This is a genomic window from Bradyrhizobium sp. WBAH42, from assembly GCF_024585265.1.
Taxonomy (GTDB): domain Bacteria; phylum Pseudomonadota; class Alphaproteobacteria; order Rhizobiales; family Xanthobacteraceae; genus Bradyrhizobium.
In genome coordinates this window covers 4,441,790-4,458,666 of record NZ_CP036533.1, presented here as the reverse complement: position 1 = coordinate 4,458,666, position 16,877 = coordinate 4,441,790, and the positions used below count along the sequence as shown (strand labels likewise).

Annotated in this window: 17 protein-coding genes; 3 read left to right on the top strand and 14 right to left on the bottom strand. The window is 64.9% G+C overall.

Going from position 1 to position 16,877, the window contains the following annotated elements; translation table 11 throughout:
- Nucleotides 1–7 precede the first annotated feature (7 nt).
- Entirely contained in the window at nt 8–940 is a 933-nt protein-coding gene (locus DCG74_RS20595) for a lipid A biosynthesis lauroyl acyltransferase (RefSeq protein WP_172788107.1), read from the top strand.
- Between the two features lie 9 nt (nt 941–949).
- Here DCG74_RS20595 and DCG74_RS20590 read toward each other — a convergent pair whose 3' ends face one another.
- The 9 genes from DCG74_RS20590 to DCG74_RS20550 all read right to left on the bottom strand — a co-directional run bounded on the left by DCG74_RS20590 (nt 950) and on the right by DCG74_RS20550 (nt 10,299).
- Nucleotides 950–1,348, bottom strand: a complete 399-nt coding sequence (locus tag DCG74_RS20590) for a DUF5615 family PIN-like protein (protein WP_172788123.1) — start codon at nt 1,346–1,348, stop codon at nt 950–952.
- Nucleotides 1,308–1,538, bottom strand: a complete 231-nt coding sequence (locus DCG74_RS20585; protein ID WP_172788106.1) for a DUF433 domain-containing protein — start codon at nt 1,536–1,538, stop codon at nt 1,308–1,310. The genes DCG74_RS20590 and DCG74_RS20585 overlap by 41 nt, the downstream gene beginning before the upstream one ends.
- A gap of 80 nt (nt 1,539–1,618) precedes the next feature.
- Nucleotides 1,619–2,725, bottom strand: coding sequence for a polyamine ABC transporter substrate-binding protein (locus tag DCG74_RS20580; RefSeq protein WP_172788105.1), 1,107 nt, complete (start codon nt 2,723–2,725; stop codon nt 1,619–1,621).
- Nucleotides 2,726–2,731: 6 nt separating this feature from the next.
- A complete protein-coding gene (locus DCG74_RS20575; RefSeq protein WP_172788104.1) occupies nt 2,732–3,913 on the bottom strand; it encodes an aminotransferase in 1,182 nt (393 codons plus the stop codon).
- A 7-nt stretch (nt 3,914–3,920) separates the two neighbouring features.
- Nucleotides 3,921–4,247, bottom strand: coding sequence for a rhodanese-like domain-containing protein (locus tag DCG74_RS20570; RefSeq protein WP_172788103.1), 327 nt, complete (start codon nt 4,245–4,247; stop codon nt 3,921–3,923).
- A 285-nt stretch (nt 4,248–4,532) separates the two neighbouring features.
- On the bottom strand, nt 4,533–6,461 hold the full coding sequence (locus DCG74_RS20565; RefSeq protein ID WP_172788102.1) for a potassium transporter Kup: 1,929 nt from the start codon (nt 6,459–6,461) through the stop codon (nt 4,533–4,535).
- 140 nt (nt 6,462–6,601) lie between these two features.
- Nucleotides 6,602–8,500, bottom strand: a complete 1,899-nt coding sequence (locus DCG74_RS20560) for a potassium transporter Kup (protein WP_172788101.1) — start codon at nt 8,498–8,500, stop codon at nt 6,602–6,604.
- 172 nt (nt 8,501–8,672) lie between these two features.
- Nucleotides 8,673–9,503 (bottom strand): flagellar motor protein MotB, encoded by an 831-nt coding sequence (locus tag DCG74_RS20555; protein WP_172788100.1) that lies wholly within the window; start codon nt 9,501–9,503, stop codon nt 8,673–8,675.
- A 22-nt stretch (nt 9,504–9,525) separates the two neighbouring features.
- Nucleotides 9,526–10,299 (bottom strand): motility protein A, encoded by a 774-nt coding sequence (locus tag DCG74_RS20550; protein WP_172788099.1) that lies wholly within the window; start codon nt 10,297–10,299, stop codon nt 9,526–9,528.
- A 292-nt stretch (nt 10,300–10,591) separates the two neighbouring features.
- Here DCG74_RS20550 and DCG74_RS20545 point away from each other — a divergent pair, with 292 nt between their 5' ends.
- The gene (locus DCG74_RS20545) at nt 10,592–10,885 is read left to right on the top strand and encodes a hypothetical protein (RefSeq protein ID WP_172788098.1); all 294 of its coding nucleotides are present in this window, start codon (nt 10,592–10,594) and stop codon (nt 10,883–10,885) included.
- 16 nt (nt 10,886–10,901) lie between these two features.
- Here the strand turns inward: DCG74_RS20545 and DCG74_RS20540 are convergent, their stop codons facing one another.
- The 4 genes from DCG74_RS20540 to DCG74_RS20525 form a co-directional block, all read right to left on the bottom strand.
- Nucleotides 10,902–11,621, bottom strand: a complete 720-nt coding sequence (locus DCG74_RS20540; RefSeq protein WP_172788097.1) for an RraA family protein — start codon at nt 11,619–11,621, stop codon at nt 10,902–10,904.
- 213 nt (nt 11,622–11,834) lie between these two features.
- The gene (locus DCG74_RS20535) at nt 11,835–12,713 is read right to left on the bottom strand and encodes a phosphatidylcholine/phosphatidylserine synthase (protein WP_172788096.1); all 879 of its coding nucleotides are present in this window, start codon (nt 12,711–12,713) and stop codon (nt 11,835–11,837) included.
- Nucleotides 12,714–12,799: 86 nt separating this feature from the next.
- A complete protein-coding gene (locus tag DCG74_RS20530; RefSeq protein ID WP_257187591.1) occupies nt 12,800–13,522 on the bottom strand; it encodes a phosphatidylserine decarboxylase in 723 nt (240 codons plus the stop codon).
- 54 nt (nt 13,523–13,576) lie between these two features.
- Nucleotides 13,577–15,535 carry an ABC transporter ATP-binding protein/permease gene (locus tag DCG74_RS20525; RefSeq protein ID WP_172788094.1) on the bottom strand — a complete coding sequence of 653 codons (1,959 nt, stop codon included), beginning with the start codon at nt 15,533–15,535 and terminating at the stop codon, nt 13,577–13,579.
- 201 nt (nt 15,536–15,736) lie between these two features.
- On the opposite strand from DCG74_RS20525, the gene DCG74_RS20520 reads away from it, so the two are divergent.
- Entirely contained in the window at nt 15,737–16,342 is a 606-nt protein-coding gene (locus tag DCG74_RS20520; protein ID WP_172788093.1) for a TIGR00730 family Rossman fold protein, read from the top strand.
- Nucleotides 16,343–16,345: 3 nt separating this feature from the next.
- On the opposite strand, the gene DCG74_RS20515 is transcribed toward DCG74_RS20520, so the two are convergent.
- Nucleotides 16,346–16,723, bottom strand: a complete 378-nt coding sequence (locus DCG74_RS20515; RefSeq protein WP_172788092.1) for a VOC family protein — start codon at nt 16,721–16,723, stop codon at nt 16,346–16,348.
- Nucleotides 16,724–16,877 lie beyond the last annotated feature (154 nt).

Genomic DNA, 16,877 nt, shown 5'->3' with positions numbered 1-16,877 from the left:
CGGACGCATGAGGCTGCTTCCTGCGAGCACGAAGGCCCGCGCGCGGGAGGCTGCCAAGTCGCTCGGCGGCAGCCTGATCGGCGCCGCGACCGTCGCGATGCTGCGCACCACGCGCTATTTCGATCCCGCCAAGACCTCGGACTTTTTCGCGCGTGCCGTGAAGCTGATCGGACCGCGCCTGCGCGAGCACCGCATCGGCCGCTCCAACCTCGCCGCCGCCTTCCCCGAGAAGTCACCGGAAGAGATCGAACGGATCCTGATGGGCGTCTGGGACAATCTCGGCCGCGTCGGCGCCGAGTTCGCCCATATCGACCAAGTCTGGAATTACGAGCGCGATGCCCCGGAGAAGAGTCGAATCGAGATTTCCCCGCGCAGCATCGAGCTGTTCGACCAGATCCGCGACGACGGCAAGCCGGCGCTGATCTTCGCCGCGCATCTTGCGAACTGGGAATTGCCGGCGCTCGCCGCGGTCGCGCATGGACTGGACACCGCAATCCTCTATCGCCGCCCGAACATCGCCTCGGCCGATCGCATCATCCAGGAGATGCGCCAGGTCAACATGGGCACGCTGATCCCGGCCGGCCGCGAGGCGCCGCTGCGGCTCGCGCAGGCGCTGAAGGACGGCAAGCACGTCGCCATGCTGATCGACCAGTATCTCACCGCTGGCGTCGAGGTCACGTTCTTCGGCCGCAAGACCCGCGCCAATCCGATGCTGGCGCGCCTCTTGCGCCAGGTCGAATGCCCGATCCACGGCGTGCGCATCATCCGCCTGCCCGACGGCCGCTTCCGCGGCGAGCTCACCGAAGAGATCCAGCCGGTGCGCGATGCCGATGGCAGGATCGACGTCCAGGGCACGACGCAGGCGATCACGAGCGTCGTGGAAAGCTGGGTGCGAGAGCATCCGGAGCAGTGGCTCTGGCTGCATAGAAGGTGGCGGTAGGCGCTGGCGCTATTTGCTCAGCGGCCGCATTCGGACTCGGCCAGGCTCGATCACGGAAAAATGGCCCGCCCAATCGTCACGGGCCAAGATCAGGTCGGCGAGCACCTTGCCAATCCGCCCGGGTGCCGGCGGTGGGATGCGCAACAATACGATACCGCATGCGGTCGGGAGCGACGACGCTTTAGCCAACTCCCCAAAGTCCTTATCAAAGGTGATTAAGATCCGTTGTTCGTGCGACGCCTGCGCCAATACTTCGCGATCGCTGCTACCAGGCGCCGAAGCTCTGATCCAGATGACGTCGTGACCTGATGCACGAACTGCATCGACGGCGGAGCCAGGAAAATTCTCGTCCGCGAGAAAACGCGTCTCAAGCTGCGGTCGGGTGAACCCGTTCGCCGCTAAGGGAATCGCGTGCGTAAGCCAGACACGCGAGAATGTCCTCGCGCGAAAGGCCTGGATAGTTGGCTAAAATGTCGGCTTCGCTCCAACCGTCTGCCATCAATCCGATGATGAACTCGACCGCAATGCGGGTCCCACTAATCACGGGCTTGCCAGCAAGGACATCAGGTGCGAGCGAAATGCGAGAATGATCGGTCATTGCTCAAGGCCTGGTTCGTTCAATCTGAAGCAGATAGTACACCAATTCCCGCCGCACGGCGAATTTGGAACCCATCTGCCCTACCTCCCCGTCTTCACCTTGGTCCAGAGCCGATTGATGATCCGCTGGGTCGCCGGCTCGCGCGCCGTGATGACGAACAGTTTTGCGAGCGTCGCCTCGTCCGGATAGATGTTCTTGTCGTTCAGGATCTTCGGGTCGACCAGCTTCTGGCTGGCGAGGTTGCCGTTGGCGTAGGACAAAAAGTCCGAGTTCTTGGCGGCGACGTCGGGGCGGTAGAGATAGTTGATCAGCTCGTAGGCCTCTTTGACGTTCTTCGCATCCGCAGGGATCGCGAGATTGTCGAAGAACATCTGCGCGCCCTCCTTCGGAATGGTGTAGCCGATCTCGACGCCGCTCTTGGCCTCCGCCGCGCGGGCACGGGCCTGCATGATGTCGCCGGACCAGCCGACCACGAAACAGATCTCGCCGGTGGCGAGCGCGCTCAAATATTCGGACGAGTGAAACTTCCGCACCGACGGGCGGACTTTTGCCACGGCGTCGGCAGCTTTCTCGAGGTCGGCCTGCTTGGTCGAGTTCGGATCGAGCCCGAGCCAGCTCAGCCCCGCCGGGAAGATGTCGTCGGCGGAGTCCAGCATGTGCACGCCGCAGTCTTTGAATTTTGCCAGGTTCTCCGGCTTGAAGACGATGTCCCAGCTGTCGATCTTCGCGTCCGCCCCGAAGATCTGCTTCACCTTGGCGACGTTGTAGCCGATGCCCGTCGTGCCCCACATGTAGTTGGCGGCGTAGACGTTGCCGGGATCGTAGGTGGCGAGGCGCTGCGTCACCACCGGCCAGGCATTGGCCAGATTCGGGAGCTTCGACTTGTCGAGCTTCTGGAAGATGTTGGCCTTGATCTGGCGCTGCAGGAAATAGGCGGTGGGCACCACGACGTCATAGCCGGACTTGCCGGCCATCAGTCGCGTCTCCAGCGTCTCGTTGGCGTCGAAGGTGTCGTAGACCACCTTGATGCCGGTCTCCTTGGTGAAGGCCTCCAGGACGTCAGGCGCCATGTAGTTGGACCAGTTGTAGAAGTTGACGACCCGCTCCTCGGCCCCCGCGGGAGCGGAGAGCAACGTCAGTGCCGCGGCGATCGCGAAACCAATCCCGGAGCGGCCGACGTTCGTCATCTCGATCTACCTCTTGCGTCCACGCACCGCGTCCGACAGCCGCTCCAGCGCGGTGTCCAGCGTCTTGTCCTTCTTGGCAAAGCAGAAGCGCACCACCGAGGTCACCGGGTCCTGCTCGTAGAACGCCGAGACCGGAATGGCGGCCACCTTGTAGTCCTTCACGATGCGCCAGCAGAACTCGGTGTCGCTTTCGTTGAGCCCGAGCGGCGACAGGTCGACGGTGAGGAAGTAGGTACCTTGCGACTTCAGCACGGGGAAGCCGAGGCTCTCCAGGCCCTTGGTCAGGCGGTCCCTGCTCCGCGTCAAATCCTTGCGCATCGACAGGAAGTAGTCGTCGGACTTGCCGAGGCCGTAGGCCACCGCGGCCTGCAGGTTCGGCGCGGTGGTGAAGGTCAGGAACTGGTGCACCTTGGCGGCGACGCGCAAGAGCTGTGGCGCGGCGCAGACGAAGCCGATCTTCCAGCCCGTCAGCGAGAAAATCTTGCCGGCCGAGCCGACCTTGATGGTGCGCTCGCGCATGCCGGGGATGGTGATCAGCGGGATGTGCTTGTGCTCGTCGAAGGTGACGTGCTCCCAGACCTCGTCGCAGATCGCGATGACGTCGAACTCCTGGCAGTAGCGCGCCAAGAGCTCGAGGTCCTCGCGCGGATAGACCACCGCCGAAGGATTCAAGGGATTGTTGAACAGCACCGCCTTGGTCTTTGAATTGAACACGCTTTTCAGCATGTCCTCATTCAGCCGCCAGTGCGGCGGCTCCAGCCGAACCAGGCGCGGAATGCCGCCGGCCTGGCGGATGATCGGCAGATAGGAATCATAGACCGGCTGGAAGCAGACCACCTCGTCGCCGGGCCTGACCACCGCGAGGATCGCCGAGGTCAGCGCCTCGGTGCCGCCTGATGTGACCATCACCTCGCTCATCGGGTCGAGCTTGAGGCCGTGCCAGTGGCCGTAATGGGTCGCGATCGCCTGGCGCAGCTCCGGCAGGCCCATCATCGACGGGTACTGGTTGTAGCCGTTCAGCGAGGCGTCGGCCGCGGCGCGGCGGATATCCTCGGGGCCGGGATCGTCAGGAAATCCCTGGCCGAGATTGATGGCATTGTTGTCGCGCGCGGCCTGCGACATCGCCTCGAAGATGGTGACGGGAAGGTCGGCGAAGACCTTGTTCAGCGAAGAGCTCTTGGTCGTCATTGCGCGGTTAGCCACCGACCTTGCTGGGAAGCCCCGCCGCCTTCCAGCCCAGCATGCCGCCGGCCAGATGCTTGTCGTAAGGCAGGCCCGCCGCCTGTGCCGCCAGCGAGGCCGTCACCGAACGCTTGCCTGAGCGGCAGGCGAACACGACCTCCTTGCCTTGGGGATCGGGGATCGCCTTGGGATCAAAGGTCGAGAGCGGAACCACGACGCCGTAAGGATAGGCCTCGGCCTCGACCTCGTTCCGCTCACGGACGTCGACCAGCAGATAGCGCCCTTCCGCGACACCCTTGGCGACCTCGTCCGGGGTCAGATCCTGCACTTGATTTGCCACATCATCCTCCAACGTCGCGGGCCGCGTGCCGGGGCGATCCCGGCCGGCGGCAACCTCGCCTCTCGGGAGACGAAAATCAAGCGCCACAAAGGCTTGAGCCGCGCGGCGCAAGTTAAAGCTAAATCGCAGCGACTTGAAGTCCGGCTTTCGGGGCTCACACTCGATGTCATCCCCCGCGACGGGGGATCCAGTACGCCGCGGCGGATGCGGCGAGAGCGAACTCTTCAACGCCGGCCTCTGGAATACTGGATCGCCCGGTCAAGCCGGGCGATGACAGCGGTGGAGTCAGATCGTCACCTGGGTTCCGACCTCGACCACGCGGCCGGAAGGGATCTGGAAATAGTCGGTGGCATCGTTGGCGGAGCGGCTGAGCGAGATGAACAGCCGGTCCTGCCAGCGCGGCATGCCGGAATGGGCGGCCGGCTTGAGCGCCCTGCGCGACAGGAAGAACGAGGTCGACATGATGTCGAACTGCCAGCCGAGCTTGCGGGCGATCGCCAGCGCCTTCGGCACGTTCGGGGATTCCATGAAGCCGAACTTCAGCGTCACCTTGGAGAAGGTCGGTGAGATCTGCTCCAGCTTCACCCGCTCCGCCGGATCGATCCGCGGGGTCTGCGCGGTCTCGATGGTGAGAATGACATTCTTCTCATGCAGCACCTTGTAGTGTTTCAGACTATGCATCAGCGCGGTCGGCGCGCTGAGCGGATCCGAGGTCAGGAACACCGCGGTGCCAGGCACGCGCTGCGGCGGCCGCTTCTCCAGCATCGCCACGAGATCGGCGAGCGGGAACTCGAGCTTGCGCGATTTCTCGAACAAGAGCCGGCTGCCGCGCCGCCACGTGTACATCAGGATGATCATGACGGCACCGAGGGCCAGCGGCACCCAGCCGCCCTCGAACACCTTCAACAGGTTCGCGGTCAGGAAGGTCAGGTCGAGAAACAGGAACGGCGCAATCAGCGCGCCGGCGGCGAGCCCTGACCAGCGCCAGCCCTTCCAGACCACGACGAAGCCCATCATCGCCGTGACCACCATGGTCCCGGTGACGGAGATGCCGTAGGCGGACGCGAGCGCGCTGGACGAGCGGAACAGCAGCACCAGCAGCACCACCGCGACCAGCAGCAGCTGGTTGATGCGCGGAATGAAGATCTGGCCGGAATGGGCTTCCGACGTATGGCGAATTTCGAACCGCGGCAGCAGCCCGAGCTGGATCGCCTGGCGCGTCAGCGAATAGGCGCCGGTGATGACGGCCTGGCTCGCGATGACGGTCGCCATGGTCGCCAGCACGACCATGCAGCCGCGGAAGAAGCCTTGTGGGAACAGCTGGAAGAACGGGCTCACGATCGCGCCGGGATCGCCGAGCACCAGCGCACCCTGCCCCAGATAGTTCAGTGCCAGCGAGGGCAGCACGATGAACAGCCAGGCGGTCTGGATCGGCCGCTTGCCGAAATGGCCGAGATCGGCATAGAGCGCCTCGGCGCCGGTCACGGCCAGGAACACCGCGCCCAGCGTCACGAAGCCGATGATGCCATGGTGCAGCATGAAGTTCACGGCGTAGAGCGGGTTCAGCGCGTACAGCACCTGCGGCTGCTGGATGATCGGATGGATCGCTGCAGCCGCAAGGACCGCGAACCAGACGCACATGATCGGGCCGAAAAAGGCGGCAACGCGCGCCGTGCCGCGGGACTGCACGGCGAATAGGCAGACCAGGATCACCACCGTCAGCGGAACGATGTAGGGCTCGAACCTCAGCGTGACGTCCTTCATGCCCTCGATCGCCGACAGCACCGAGAGCGCCGGCGTGATCACGGCATCGCCGTAGAACAAGGCTCCGGAAATGACGCCGAGCAGCACGATGGTCGCCCCGCCGGTGCCAACCGCCCGCTGGGCCAGCGCCATCAGCGCCAGCGTGCCGCCCTCGCCATTATTGTCGGCGCGCAGCAGGATCACGACGTATTTGAGCGTCACCACCACGATGAGGGCCCACAGGATCAGGGACACCACGCCGAGCACGGCTGCCGGCGTCGGCAACCCCTCCGCGCCCGAGGCGGCCATCACGGCCTCGCGGAACGCGTAGAGCGGGCTGGTGCCGATATCGCCGTAGACAACGCCGATACTGCCGAGCGTCAGCGCGCCGAAACGGGCGGTGGTGTGGGCATCGCCATGCCCATTAGCCGCCACCGTTTCCGGGGCGGGAACTGCTATGTCGCTTGTCATGGGAGAGCCCAGTGGCCTCTAGAATGCTTCACTGCACAATGGCGGAAGAGCGCGCGGCTTATAGTCCTGCGCCACCGGCATAGCCTAGCCCGATTCTGGGCCATAGCCATGCAGATATGCATGGCTGCACCAGTTGCATTCTAGATGGTGACCTGAGTTCCGACTTCTACCACCCGGCCGGTGGGAATCTGGAAGTAGTCGGTGGCATCGTTGGCCGACCGACTCAGCGCGATGAACAGATGATCCTGCCAGAGCGGCATGCCCGACTGCGCCGAGGCCTTCAGCGATCGTCGCGACACGAAGAACGACGTCGACATGATGTCGAACTGCCAGCCTTGCTTGCGCGCGATCGCGAGCGCCTTGGGCACGTTCGGCTGCTCCATGAAGCCGAAGCGCAGGCGGACCTTGGAGAACTTGTCGCTGATTTTCTCCATCCTGAACCGCTCCGACAGATCGACCCGGGGCGTCTGCGCGGTCTCGATGGTCAGGATCACGTTGTGCTCGTGCAGCACCTTGTTGTGCTTGAGATTGTGCAGGAGCGCGGTCGGCACGAACGAGGGATCGCTGGTCAGGAACACCGCGGTACCCTTGACGATGTGCGGCGGCCGCTTCTCCAGGCTGCGGATCAGATCGTCCAGCGGCACCTCGATCCGCCGCGTCTTCTGGACCAGGATTCCGGAGCCCTTGCGCCAGGTCCAGATCGTCCCCGCCATGACGATGCCGAACAGCAGCGGCACCCAGGCGCCTTCGAGCAGCTTGAGCAGATTGGCGCTGAAGAAGCTCAAATCGACGACGACGAAGGGGATGATCACCGCCGCAGCCGCCGCCGCACGCCAGTTCCACAGCTTCCAGATCACGACGAAGCCCATGATGCCGTCGGCCACCATGGTGGTTGAAACCGCAATGCCGTAGGCCGAGGCCAGATTGCTGGGGGTATGGAACAGCAGCACCAGCAGCATCACGCCGATCAGCAGCAGCCGGTTCACGCGCGGCAGATAGATCTGGCCGGCATGGGATTCGGAGGTGTAGCGCACCTCGAAACGCGGCAGGAGGCCGAGCTGCACGGCCTGATAGACCAGCGAATAGGCGCCCGTGATTACCGCCTGGCTCGCGATCACGGTGGCGGCCGTCGCGAGCCCGACCAGCGGCAGCACCAGCTTATCGGGCACCATGCGATAGAAGGAATGCTGGATCGCGCTGGGATCGGACAGCACCAGCGCACCCTGCCCGAAATAGTTGATCAGGAGCGCGGGCAGCACGAAGAACATCCAGGCCGACTGGATCGGCTTGCGGCCGAAATGGCCGAGATCGGCGTAAAGCGCCTCGCCCCCCGTCACCGCCAGGAACACGGCACCGAGGGTCACGAGGCCGATCGTGCCGTGCGACAGCACGAACTGCACCGCGTAATAAGGATTGATGGCCGCCAGCACCGAGGGGTCGTCGGCGATATGGACCGCCCCCATGACCGCGATGACGGTGAACCAGATCACCATCACCGGCCCGAAGGCCGAGGCGACCAGCGCGGTCCCCTTGCTCTGGACCGCAAACAGCAGCACCAGAATGAGGACGGTGACCGGCACAACATAGTGCTCGAGTGCGGGGGTTGCGAGCTTCAGACCTTCCACCGCCGAGAGCACCGAGATCGCCGGCGTGATCATGGAATCGCCGATGAACATCGAGGCGCCGATCACGCCGAGCGCAAGCAGAACCCAGCTTCGCCGCCCGAGCGCGCGCTGGCCGAGTGCCATCAGCGACAGCGTGCCGCCCTCCCCGTTATTGTCGGCGCGCAGCAGCAAGAGGACGTATTTGGCGGTGACGACGATCAGAAGCGCCCACAGAATCAACGATAGGACGCCCAGTACGATGATGCGCGAGACCGGCTCGCCATGGGCCGCGGCCTTGACCGCCTCGTGGAATGCGTAGAGCGGCGAAGTGCCGATATCGCCGAAGACGACGCCGATGCTCCCGAGCGTAAGGGACCAAAAGCCCGACTTGACCGGCCCTTCATGGGTCTCAGTCGATGTGATGCTCGCCGTCATGAGGATGGAAAACGCTTCGTCCCTGATTTTGATCCGGCGCCTTTTGACGCTTCCGCCGCGCCTGTCAATCGCCCATCACCTTAGCAGGCGCAGGGACAGAAGCTGTGACGCGGCTGCAACGTTCATCGCCAGCGCGACGACATGCCTCAGGTAAGATGGTAGCGCAAGGGGGTTACGGCTTCAGATTCGGCGGCAGCGGCGGATCTTCGCGCATCAGGGTAATGGTCACCCGCCGGTTCGCGGCGAGCGAGGGATCGTCCGGAAACAGCGGCTGGGTATCGGCCTTGCCGGAGACGGCGAAGATGTGCGACGGCGGCAGGCCCTGGCGTTCGAGGATCTGACGCACCGCATTGGCACGGTCGGCCGACAGATCGAAGGCGCCGTAGTCGCTGCGGGTCGGCACGAACCCCGCCGCGGTGTGGCCGGCGATGGAAACGCGCAGCGGCGTCGCCTTGAGCGGGACCGCGAGTTTCTCGATCAGGCGGCGGGTGCGGTCGTAGGGCACCTTGGAGCCGTCGGCGAACATCGAGCGGCCGTCCTGGTCGACGATCTCCAGGTTGAGGCCCTGCTTGGTCTCCTCGAACATGATGTGCTTGGACATCTCGGTCAGCTCCGGCATGTCCTGCAGCGCCTGGCGCAGCGAGGCTGCCGCGAGCGCGAAATTGCGATCAACCTTGATCTTCGCGCCGGACGTCTTGTCGCGGTCTTCCTGGTCCGGCGTCGGCGTATTGGAGGCGTCCTCGGGCTGGATGTGATCGACGTTCTTCAGCCGCGGACGGGTCGGCAGGCCGTCGGACTCGACGATACCGGCGTAGCGCGCCTCGCTCTGCACGCCGAAGGCGTCGCGCATCGAGCCGGCGACGATCTTCAGCTTGTTGGCGTCCTGCGTCGAGAACGCGACGAGCATCACGAAGAAGCTCATCATCAGGCCCATCAGATCGGCGAAGGTCACGAACCAGCCGTGACCGCCTCCATGCGCATTGCCGCGTTTCTTCTTGGCCATGTCTCAAATCCCGGCGGGCGGCTTACGCCGGCACCGGCTCGCCATCGGCGTGACGATGCTTCTCCGGCAGATAGGCCAGCAGCATTTCGCGCACGAGCGTCGGGCTCTTGGAGTCGCGGATCATCAGGATGCCGTCGATGATCAGAGTGCGGTTGGTCTCCTCGTCCAGCAGCTTGCCGTGCAGCTTGTCGGCGATCGGCAGGCAGAACAGGTTCGCGACCAGCGCGCCGTAAAGGGTGGCGAGCAGCGCGGTCGCCATGAACGGGCCGAGCTTGGAAGGATCGGTCATGTTGGCGAACATCTGCACCATGCCGATCAAGGTGCCGATCATGCCGAACGCCGGAGCGCAATCGCCGATGGCGCGGTAGATCTTGCTGCCCTCGTCGAGATGCATGAGGAAGTTGTCGCGGTCGCGCTCGAGATTGTCGCGGATGAAGTCGAGGTCGTAGCCGTCGGCGACGTAGCGGATGCCCTTGGCGAGGAAGGGCTCGTCGGTCTCGACCTTTTCCAGTCCGACCGGGCCCTGCTTGCGAGCGATCTCGGCGATGCGGGCGAGCTCGTCGACGAGGTCGTGGGCCGACAGCCGGCTCATGGTGAAGGCGAACTTGGCGCCGAGCGGAAGGCCGTGCAGGAGCGCCGAAAGCGGAAACCGGATCATGGTGGCGGAGATCGAGCCGCCGAAGATGATGATCATCGCATGTTCGGAGATGAACATGTGAAGATCGCCGCCCATGAAGATCATCGCCACGATGACGATGGTGCCCGCAATGAGCCCGACGCTCGTCATGATATCCATGGGAAACTCCGACGCGTACGCAACAACGGCCGTCCTGGCCGCTGGCGCGGCCCAACCCCGAACCGCATCGGAAACCCTAGAGCGCCGCCCTTAAAGCCGCGTAAAGGTTAAGTCTGGACCGCGTGCCGCCCACCGCCGCAATTGCCGTCCAGCGATGGGAATTTCAACATTTCGCTAACCATAAGGAGCCGCGCCACGACGTCACATCGGCTGCGGCCCTCCGCCACATCGTGGTCGGGGATCAGCTGGTGTTTGCTGGCGTTGCGACATGGCCGATCGTGGAGCCATCGCAATGTTGACGCTGTTCAGTCTTCTCACGGCGCTGCCCGCGGCGCTGGCGTTCCACCTGCTCGAGCCGGAGCTCGTGCTTCCGGCGTTCAGCGTGCTGCTCTTCGTCGAGGCCGCCTTCGCCGTGATCGCAGCACGGTTGATGCACAGCCCCGACAGCGCAGATGACCTAACAATGTGGGATTTTGCCGGCGGCTTCACCCTGATCGGATGCGCCGCCGCCGTGCTCGGCGAGCCCGATCAGGCCGCCTTGTTTTTGACCGAGCAAGGCGATCTACGGCCGGATTCGCGGCCGTAGATCGCCCCATTGGCCGTCAATGGATCTCCGCCGAGCGCTTCAGCGCCGCCTTCAGCTTCTCGAGCGAGAAATCCGGACTGCGGGCGATCTCCAGGATCGGCGTCTCGCGGCGGCCGCAGAGCTCGGCGGCCTCCGGCAGCTTTGCGGCAATGTCGAGCGGGATCACGATGGCGCCATGGCGGTCGGCGTGGATGAGATCGTCCGACTTCACGGTCATGCCGGCGACGCGCACCTCGCCGCCGAAGCTTTCCGCGTGCACCCAGGCGTGCGACGGGCCGATCGAGCCAGCCAGCGCCTGGAAGCCGGGCGCCCATTGCGGGATGTCGCGGATCGAGCCGTCGGTGATCACGCCGAGGCAGCCGAGCGCCTTGTGGACGTTGCTCTGCACCTCGCCCCAGAACGCGCCATAGCCGACGTCGGGTCCGTCGATGTCCTGGATCACCGAGATGCGCGGGCCATGGCCGGTGCCGACATATTCGTAATATTCGATGCGGCGCCTGGACTGCTCCTCGGCCGGAAGCGATGATTTCAGCACCGAGCGGATCGCCACCGTGCGGGCATAGCCGACGATCGGCGGCAGGTCGGGGAACGGGCAGACCAGTTGCTTGGTGGTGTAGCCGATCAGCCGCCGCTCGGGCGCCACGATCTCCATGGCATTGCAGATCGTCGGCGTGTCGTAGCGGCCCAGCGCTTCGAGGACGGAAGCGGGCAGCGGCCCGGTCGCGGAATTGGTCACGGCGTTCTCTCCCAGATTGGCGGCGGTTGATTGCGCGATGCCGCCGGCACAAGGGGCGATATAGCCGAGATCGGGCCTCGACCCAACTCAGGCAGGCCTCATGGCAGATATCCGCGTGCGGCCGTTAGAGCATGATCCGGAAAAGTGTGTAGCGGTTTTCCGAAAAGATCATGCTCAAACAACAACCTAAAGCGCGAGGAATCCCATCGCGCTTTAGTGCAGCCGCCCGGGCCTGTCGTCCTGGGGCGGCTCCGACAAATTCGCCAGCGTCGGTGCCGACGGCGGTGACGGGACCTCGCCTCCCGCCGGCGCGGTGGCTTCCACCGCGCGCGCCTGGTCGCGATAGGATTTGTAGCCGAGCGGCAGCGCGAGAAGGTACAGCACCGTGCCGATCGACAGCACGTGCCAGGGATAGGCGATCAGGAGCGCGATGAAGACGATTACGGCGACGAAGGCCGGCAGCACCAGCTCCGGCGGCACGCGCATGCGCTTGGTCTTGCCGGAGAACACCGGCAGGCGCGACACCATCAGGAACGCGATCAGAAGCGTGTAGGCCGCGGTCACCGCCGCAGGCGTGCGGCCGAGATCGAGGAATGCGACATAGATCGGCAGCAGCACGGTGATCGCGCCGGCGGGCGCCGGCACGCCGGTGAAGAAATTGGCGGCGAAGGCCGGCTTGTTCGGATCGTCCATGGTGGCGTTGAAGCGGGCGAGCCGCAGGCCGCCGGAGATCGCGAACACCATGGCGGCGATCCAGCCGGCATTGCCGAGCTCGTGCAGCTGCCAGAAATACAGCATCAGGCCGGGCGCCACGCCGAAATTGACGAAGTCGGCGAGGCTGTCGAGCTCGGCGCCGAACTTGGACTGCCCCTTGATCATGCGCGCGATGCGGCCGTCGATGCCGTCGAGCGCGGCCGCGAACACGATGGCGTAGACGGCGAGCGACATCCGCCCTTCGATCGACAGGCGGATCGAGGTCAGGCCGGCGCAGATCGCCAGCAGCGTGATGACGTTGGGCACCAGCATCCGCACCGGAATGGGGCGGAACCGCCGGCGGCGGACGTCGGGATCCCTAGAGTCGTAAGGCGTCATGGCTCGTCCTTATCTCGAGGCGAGATATAGCAAGCCAAGCCGCCCTCCGCCATTGCGGCGGAAGGCCTGCAAGCACCGACTATTGGTTAATTGGCGCGGAACGCACGGCCCGGGTCGTCGCCGGCAAGGTCGGCCAGGATCGTCTCTCCGGCGATCGCGGTCTGCCCTTCCGAGACCAGCGCCTTGGTGCCCACGGGCAGGTAGACATCGAGGCGGGAGCCGAAGCGGATCAGGCCGAAGCGCTCGCCGGCGCCGATCGCCTGCCCCTCCCTGACGAAGCAGACGATGCGCTTGGCGACGAGGCCGGCGATCTGGACCACGCCGATCCGCGACGTCGGCGTCGTGATCACCAGCGAGTTGCGCTCGTTGTCCTCGCTCGCCTTGTCGAGCTCGGCGTTGATGAAGAGGCCGGGCCGATAGGCGATGCGGTCCACCCTGCCCGCCACCGGCGCCCGGTTCACATGGCAATTGAACACGCTCATGAAGATCGAGACGCGCGGCAGCGGCCGGTCGCCGAGCCCGAGCTCGGCCGGGGGCAGTGCCATGGTGATCATCGAGACGCGCCCGTCGGCCGGCGACACCACGAGACCCTCGCGCACCGGCGTCACACGGACGGGATCGCGGAAGAACAGCGCGCACCACACGGTCAGGACCGTGCCGATCCACCCCAGCGGCGACCACAGCCAGAACAGGATCAGGCTCGCCACCGCAAAGCCGCCGATGAAGGGATAGCCCTCCTTGTGGATCGGCGGGATCTGACGCTGGATCGAATCGAGAATGGACATCGCTATCTGCCGTTCGGGGTTGATGGCACGGGTCGTTGCGCGGGCTTGTTTAGGCCAGACTTGGGACCGGAGACAAGGTCACTCCGCCGCAGCGGGCGTCGTCAGGATGTCGTCGACCGGCGGCGGCTCCCGGTTGGGCGCGGCATTGGTGTCGGCCATCTTGGCCAGTTTCTCGCGGGCCGCCTCGGCCTCGCGCTGCCTGTTCCACATGCTGGCATAGAGCCCGCCCTGCGCGAGCAGGCTCGCGTGAGTGCCGCGCTCGGCGATGCGTCCCTGGTCCAGCACGATGATTTCGTCGGCGCCGACGATGGTGGAAAGCCGATGCGCGATCACCAGCGAGGTGCGGTTCTTGGCCACGCGGTCGAGCGCCCCCTGGATCTCGTGCTCCGTGTGGGTGTCGAGCGCCGAGGTCGCCTCGTCCAGCACCAGGATCGGCGGCGCCTTGAGCACCGTGCGTGCGATCGCCACGCGCTGCTTCTCGCCGCCCGACAATTTCAGGCCGCGCTCGCCGACCTGGGTCTCGTAGCCCTTCGGCGCCATGCGGATGAAGTGGTCGATCTGCGCCAGCCGTGCGGCCTCCTCGACTTCGGCATCGCCGGCGTCCCAGCGGCCATAGCGGATGTTGTAGCGGATGGTGTCGTTGAACAGCACGGTATCCTGCGGCACCATGCCGATCGATGCGCGCAAGCTGGCCTGCGTGACCTCGCGGATGTCCTGGCCGTCGATCAGGATCCGGCCGCCGGAAATGTCATAGAGGCGAAACAGCAGCCGCGAGATGGTCGACTTGCCGGCGCCGGAGGGGCCGACGATGGCAACGGTCTTGCCGGCCGGCACCTCGAAGCTGATGCCCCTCAGGATCGGGCGCGTCGGCTCATAGGCAAAGCGCACGTCCTCGAAGCGCACCGTGCCGGCGGAGATGACCAGCGGCTTCGCGCCATCTGCATCCTTGATCTCGGCCTCGCGGCCCAGCACGCCGAACATCTTCTCGATGTCGATGATCGCCTGCTTGATCTCGCGATAGACCATGCCCATGAAGTTCAGCGGCTGGTAGAGCTGGATCATCATGGCATTGACCAGCACGAAATCGCCGACCGTGTTGGTGCCGTTGCGCACGCCGATCGCGCACATCAGCATGGTTGCGGTCAGGCCAAGCGTGAAGATCACGGCTTGTCCGGTATTGAGCACGGCGAGAGACGTATAGGTGCGGACGCTCGCCTCCTCGTAGCGTTCGACCGATTTGTCGTAGCGCTGCGCCTCGCGCGATTCGGCGCCGAAATACTTCACCGTCTCGTAGTTGAGCAGCGAGTCGATCGCCTTGGTGTTCGCCTCGGTGTCGGAATCGTTCATCTTGCGGCGGATGCCGATCCGCCACTCGGTCGCGATATAGGTGTAGTACATGTAGAGCGTGACCGTGATCAGGGTCGCGACCACGTAACGCCAGTCGAACTGCCAGAGCAGCACCGCCAGCAGCAGCGAGACCTCGACGATGGTCGGGATCAGCTGCAGGATCACCATGCGCACGATGACCTCGATGCCCTCCCGGCCGCGCTCGAGCACGCGCGTCAGGCCGCCGGTCTTGCGCTCGAGGTGAAAGCGCAGCGACAGCTCGTGCATGTGGATGAAGGTGAGGGTCGCGAGCTTGCGCACCGCATGCATGGCGACGCGGGCGAAGATGCCGTCGCGCCATTGCGTCAGCACCGCCATCAGGATGCGCATCACCCCGTAGCTCGCGGTCAGCAGCAAGGGCGAGGCGATCACCCAGAGATGCCAATTGTCGGCCGCGACCGGCGCGGTGTTGGCGCCCGTCAGCGCATCCGTTGCCCATTTGAAGCTGAACGGCACCGCGAGCGTGATCAGCTTGGCGGCGAGCAGCAGCACCAGCGACCAGACCACCCGCATCTTCAGGTCGAAACGGTCGCCCGGCCAGATATAGGGCCACAGATGCGCCAGCGTACCCATCAGCGTGGCCCCGGCCTGCGGTCCTGCCGCGGCAGGATCAGGAACGTCGGCGCCGTCGAACGATTGAGGTTGGTCCATCAAGAAACCTGCAAGCCCGCCGGATGCGGGCGCAACGGCGATTAACGATTTTCGCCCGTCATATAGAGCCTTCCCGATGCCCGCGCACCCCGCCAGATGGCGAATCCTGGATCGTTTGTCGCGATTTACCGGTAGATTCCCGGAAGTACCGAATCACCGTTTGGGCTTGACGCCACTTCGCTGCAATGCATCATGGCACCAATGAGCACGATCAAAACCGTCTGTGTCTATTGCGGCTCCGGCCCTGGAACAAATCCCAACTTCATCGCAGCGGCGAAGGCGCTAGGCAGAGCGCTGGCGGAAAGCAAGATCCGCCTCGTTTATGGCGGCGGCTCGCTCGGCCTGATGGGGGCGGTCGCAACCTCCGTGCTCGATCACGGCGGCATGGTCACCGGCATCATCCCCGACTTCCTGCGGATGCGCGAGAACGCCCTGACGCGCGTGCAGGAGATGGTCGTCACGCCCGACATGCACGAGCGCAAGCGGCTGATGTTCGAGCGCTCCGACGCCTTCGTGGCCCTGCCCGGCGGGCTCGGCACGCTCGAGGAGCTGGTGGAGCAGCTGACCTGGCAGCAACTCGGCCGTCACGCCAAGCCCGTGCTGCTCGCCAACATCGATAATTTCTGGGAGCCGCTGCTCTCGCTGGTGTACCACATGCGCCAGACCGAGTTCATCCGCGCCGGCCTTTCGGTCGACATCCTCAAGGCGGACAAGGTCGAGGAGATCATCCCGCGGCTGCGCTCTGCAGCTGCGCAGATTCCCGACAGCCAGCGCGATCTCGCGCCGGAAGTGGCGCGTAAGTTGTAACGCCTACTCTGCCGGGAACGTCACCGCCTCGATCCGGTTGCCATCGGGATCGGTGACGAAGGCGGCGTAATAGCGCACTCGATCGTGCGGGCGGATGCCCGGCGCGCCGTCGGAGGCACCGCCAGCGGACAGCGCCGCTGCGTGAAACGCATCGACCTCCGCCGTGGTTTTCGCCCGCAGGCAGATATGCACGCCGCTCTCCGGCGCGACAGGCGGCATGCCCTCGCGCAGATTGATCCAGAACTCCGGATAGGCCTTGCCGAACCCGACCGTCCGCGGCCGCGTGACGAGGCGCGTGAGGCCGAGGGCAGCGAGCGTCGCCTCGTAGAATTTTGCGGCGCGATCGAGATCGCTGACGCCGACGGAGATGTGATCGATCATTGGTCGCGCTCCCCTCGCTCCTCGTCATTGCGAGCGACTTGTCCGCCATAGCTCGAAGAGCGACGGCGGAAGCGAAGCAATCCAGAATCTTTCCGCGGAGCCAGTCTGGATTGCTTCGTCGCTTCGCTCCTCGCAATGACGGTGTTTGTGGTCG

Bases quoted from the DNA above. Each gene is read 5' to 3' on its own strand.
- DCG74_RS20575 (WP_172788104.1), bottom strand. From the start codon at position 3,913: ATGACGACCAAGAGCTCTTCGCTGAACAAGGTCTTCGCCGACCTTCCC.
- DCG74_RS20520 (WP_172788093.1), top strand. From the start codon at position 15,737: ATGAGCACGATCAAAACCGTCTGTGTCTATTGCGGCTCCGGCCCTGGA.
- DCG74_RS20555 (WP_172788100.1), bottom strand. From the start codon at position 9,503: ATGGCCAAGAAGAAACGCGGCAATGCGCATGGAGGCGGTCACGGCTGG.
- DCG74_RS20565 (WP_172788102.1), bottom strand. From the start codon at position 6,461: ATGACAAGCGACATAGCAGTTCCCGCCCCGGAAACGGTGGCGGCTAAT.
- DCG74_RS20560 (WP_172788101.1), bottom strand. From the start codon at position 8,500: ATGACGGCGAGCATCACATCGACTGAGACCCATGAAGGGCCGGTCAAG.
- DCG74_RS20595 (WP_172788107.1), top strand. From the start codon at position 8: ATGAGGCTGCTTCCTGCGAGCACGAAGGCCCGCGCGCGGGAGGCTGCC.
- DCG74_RS20585 (WP_172788106.1), bottom strand. From the start codon at position 1,538: ATGACCGATCATTCTCGCATTTCGCTCGCACCTGATGTCCTTGCTGGC.
- DCG74_RS20525 (WP_172788094.1), bottom strand. From the start codon at position 15,535: ATGGACCAACCTCAATCGTTCGACGGCGCCGACGTTCCTGATCCTGCC.
- DCG74_RS20580 (WP_172788105.1), bottom strand. From the start codon at position 2,725: ATGACGAACGTCGGCCGCTCCGGGATTGGTTTCGCGATCGCCGCGGCA.
- DCG74_RS20515 (WP_172788092.1), bottom strand. From the start codon at position 16,723: ATGATCGATCACATCTCCGTCGGCGTCAGCGATCTCGATCGCGCCGCA.
- DCG74_RS20545 (WP_172788098.1), top strand. From the start codon at position 10,592: ATGTTGACGCTGTTCAGTCTTCTCACGGCGCTGCCCGCGGCGCTGGCG.
- DCG74_RS20550 (WP_172788099.1), bottom strand. From the start codon at position 10,299: ATGGATATCATGACGAGCGTCGGGCTCATTGCGGGCACCATCGTCATC.
- DCG74_RS20535 (WP_172788096.1), bottom strand. From the start codon at position 12,713: ATGACGCCTTACGACTCTAGGGATCCCGACGTCCGCCGCCGGCGGTTC.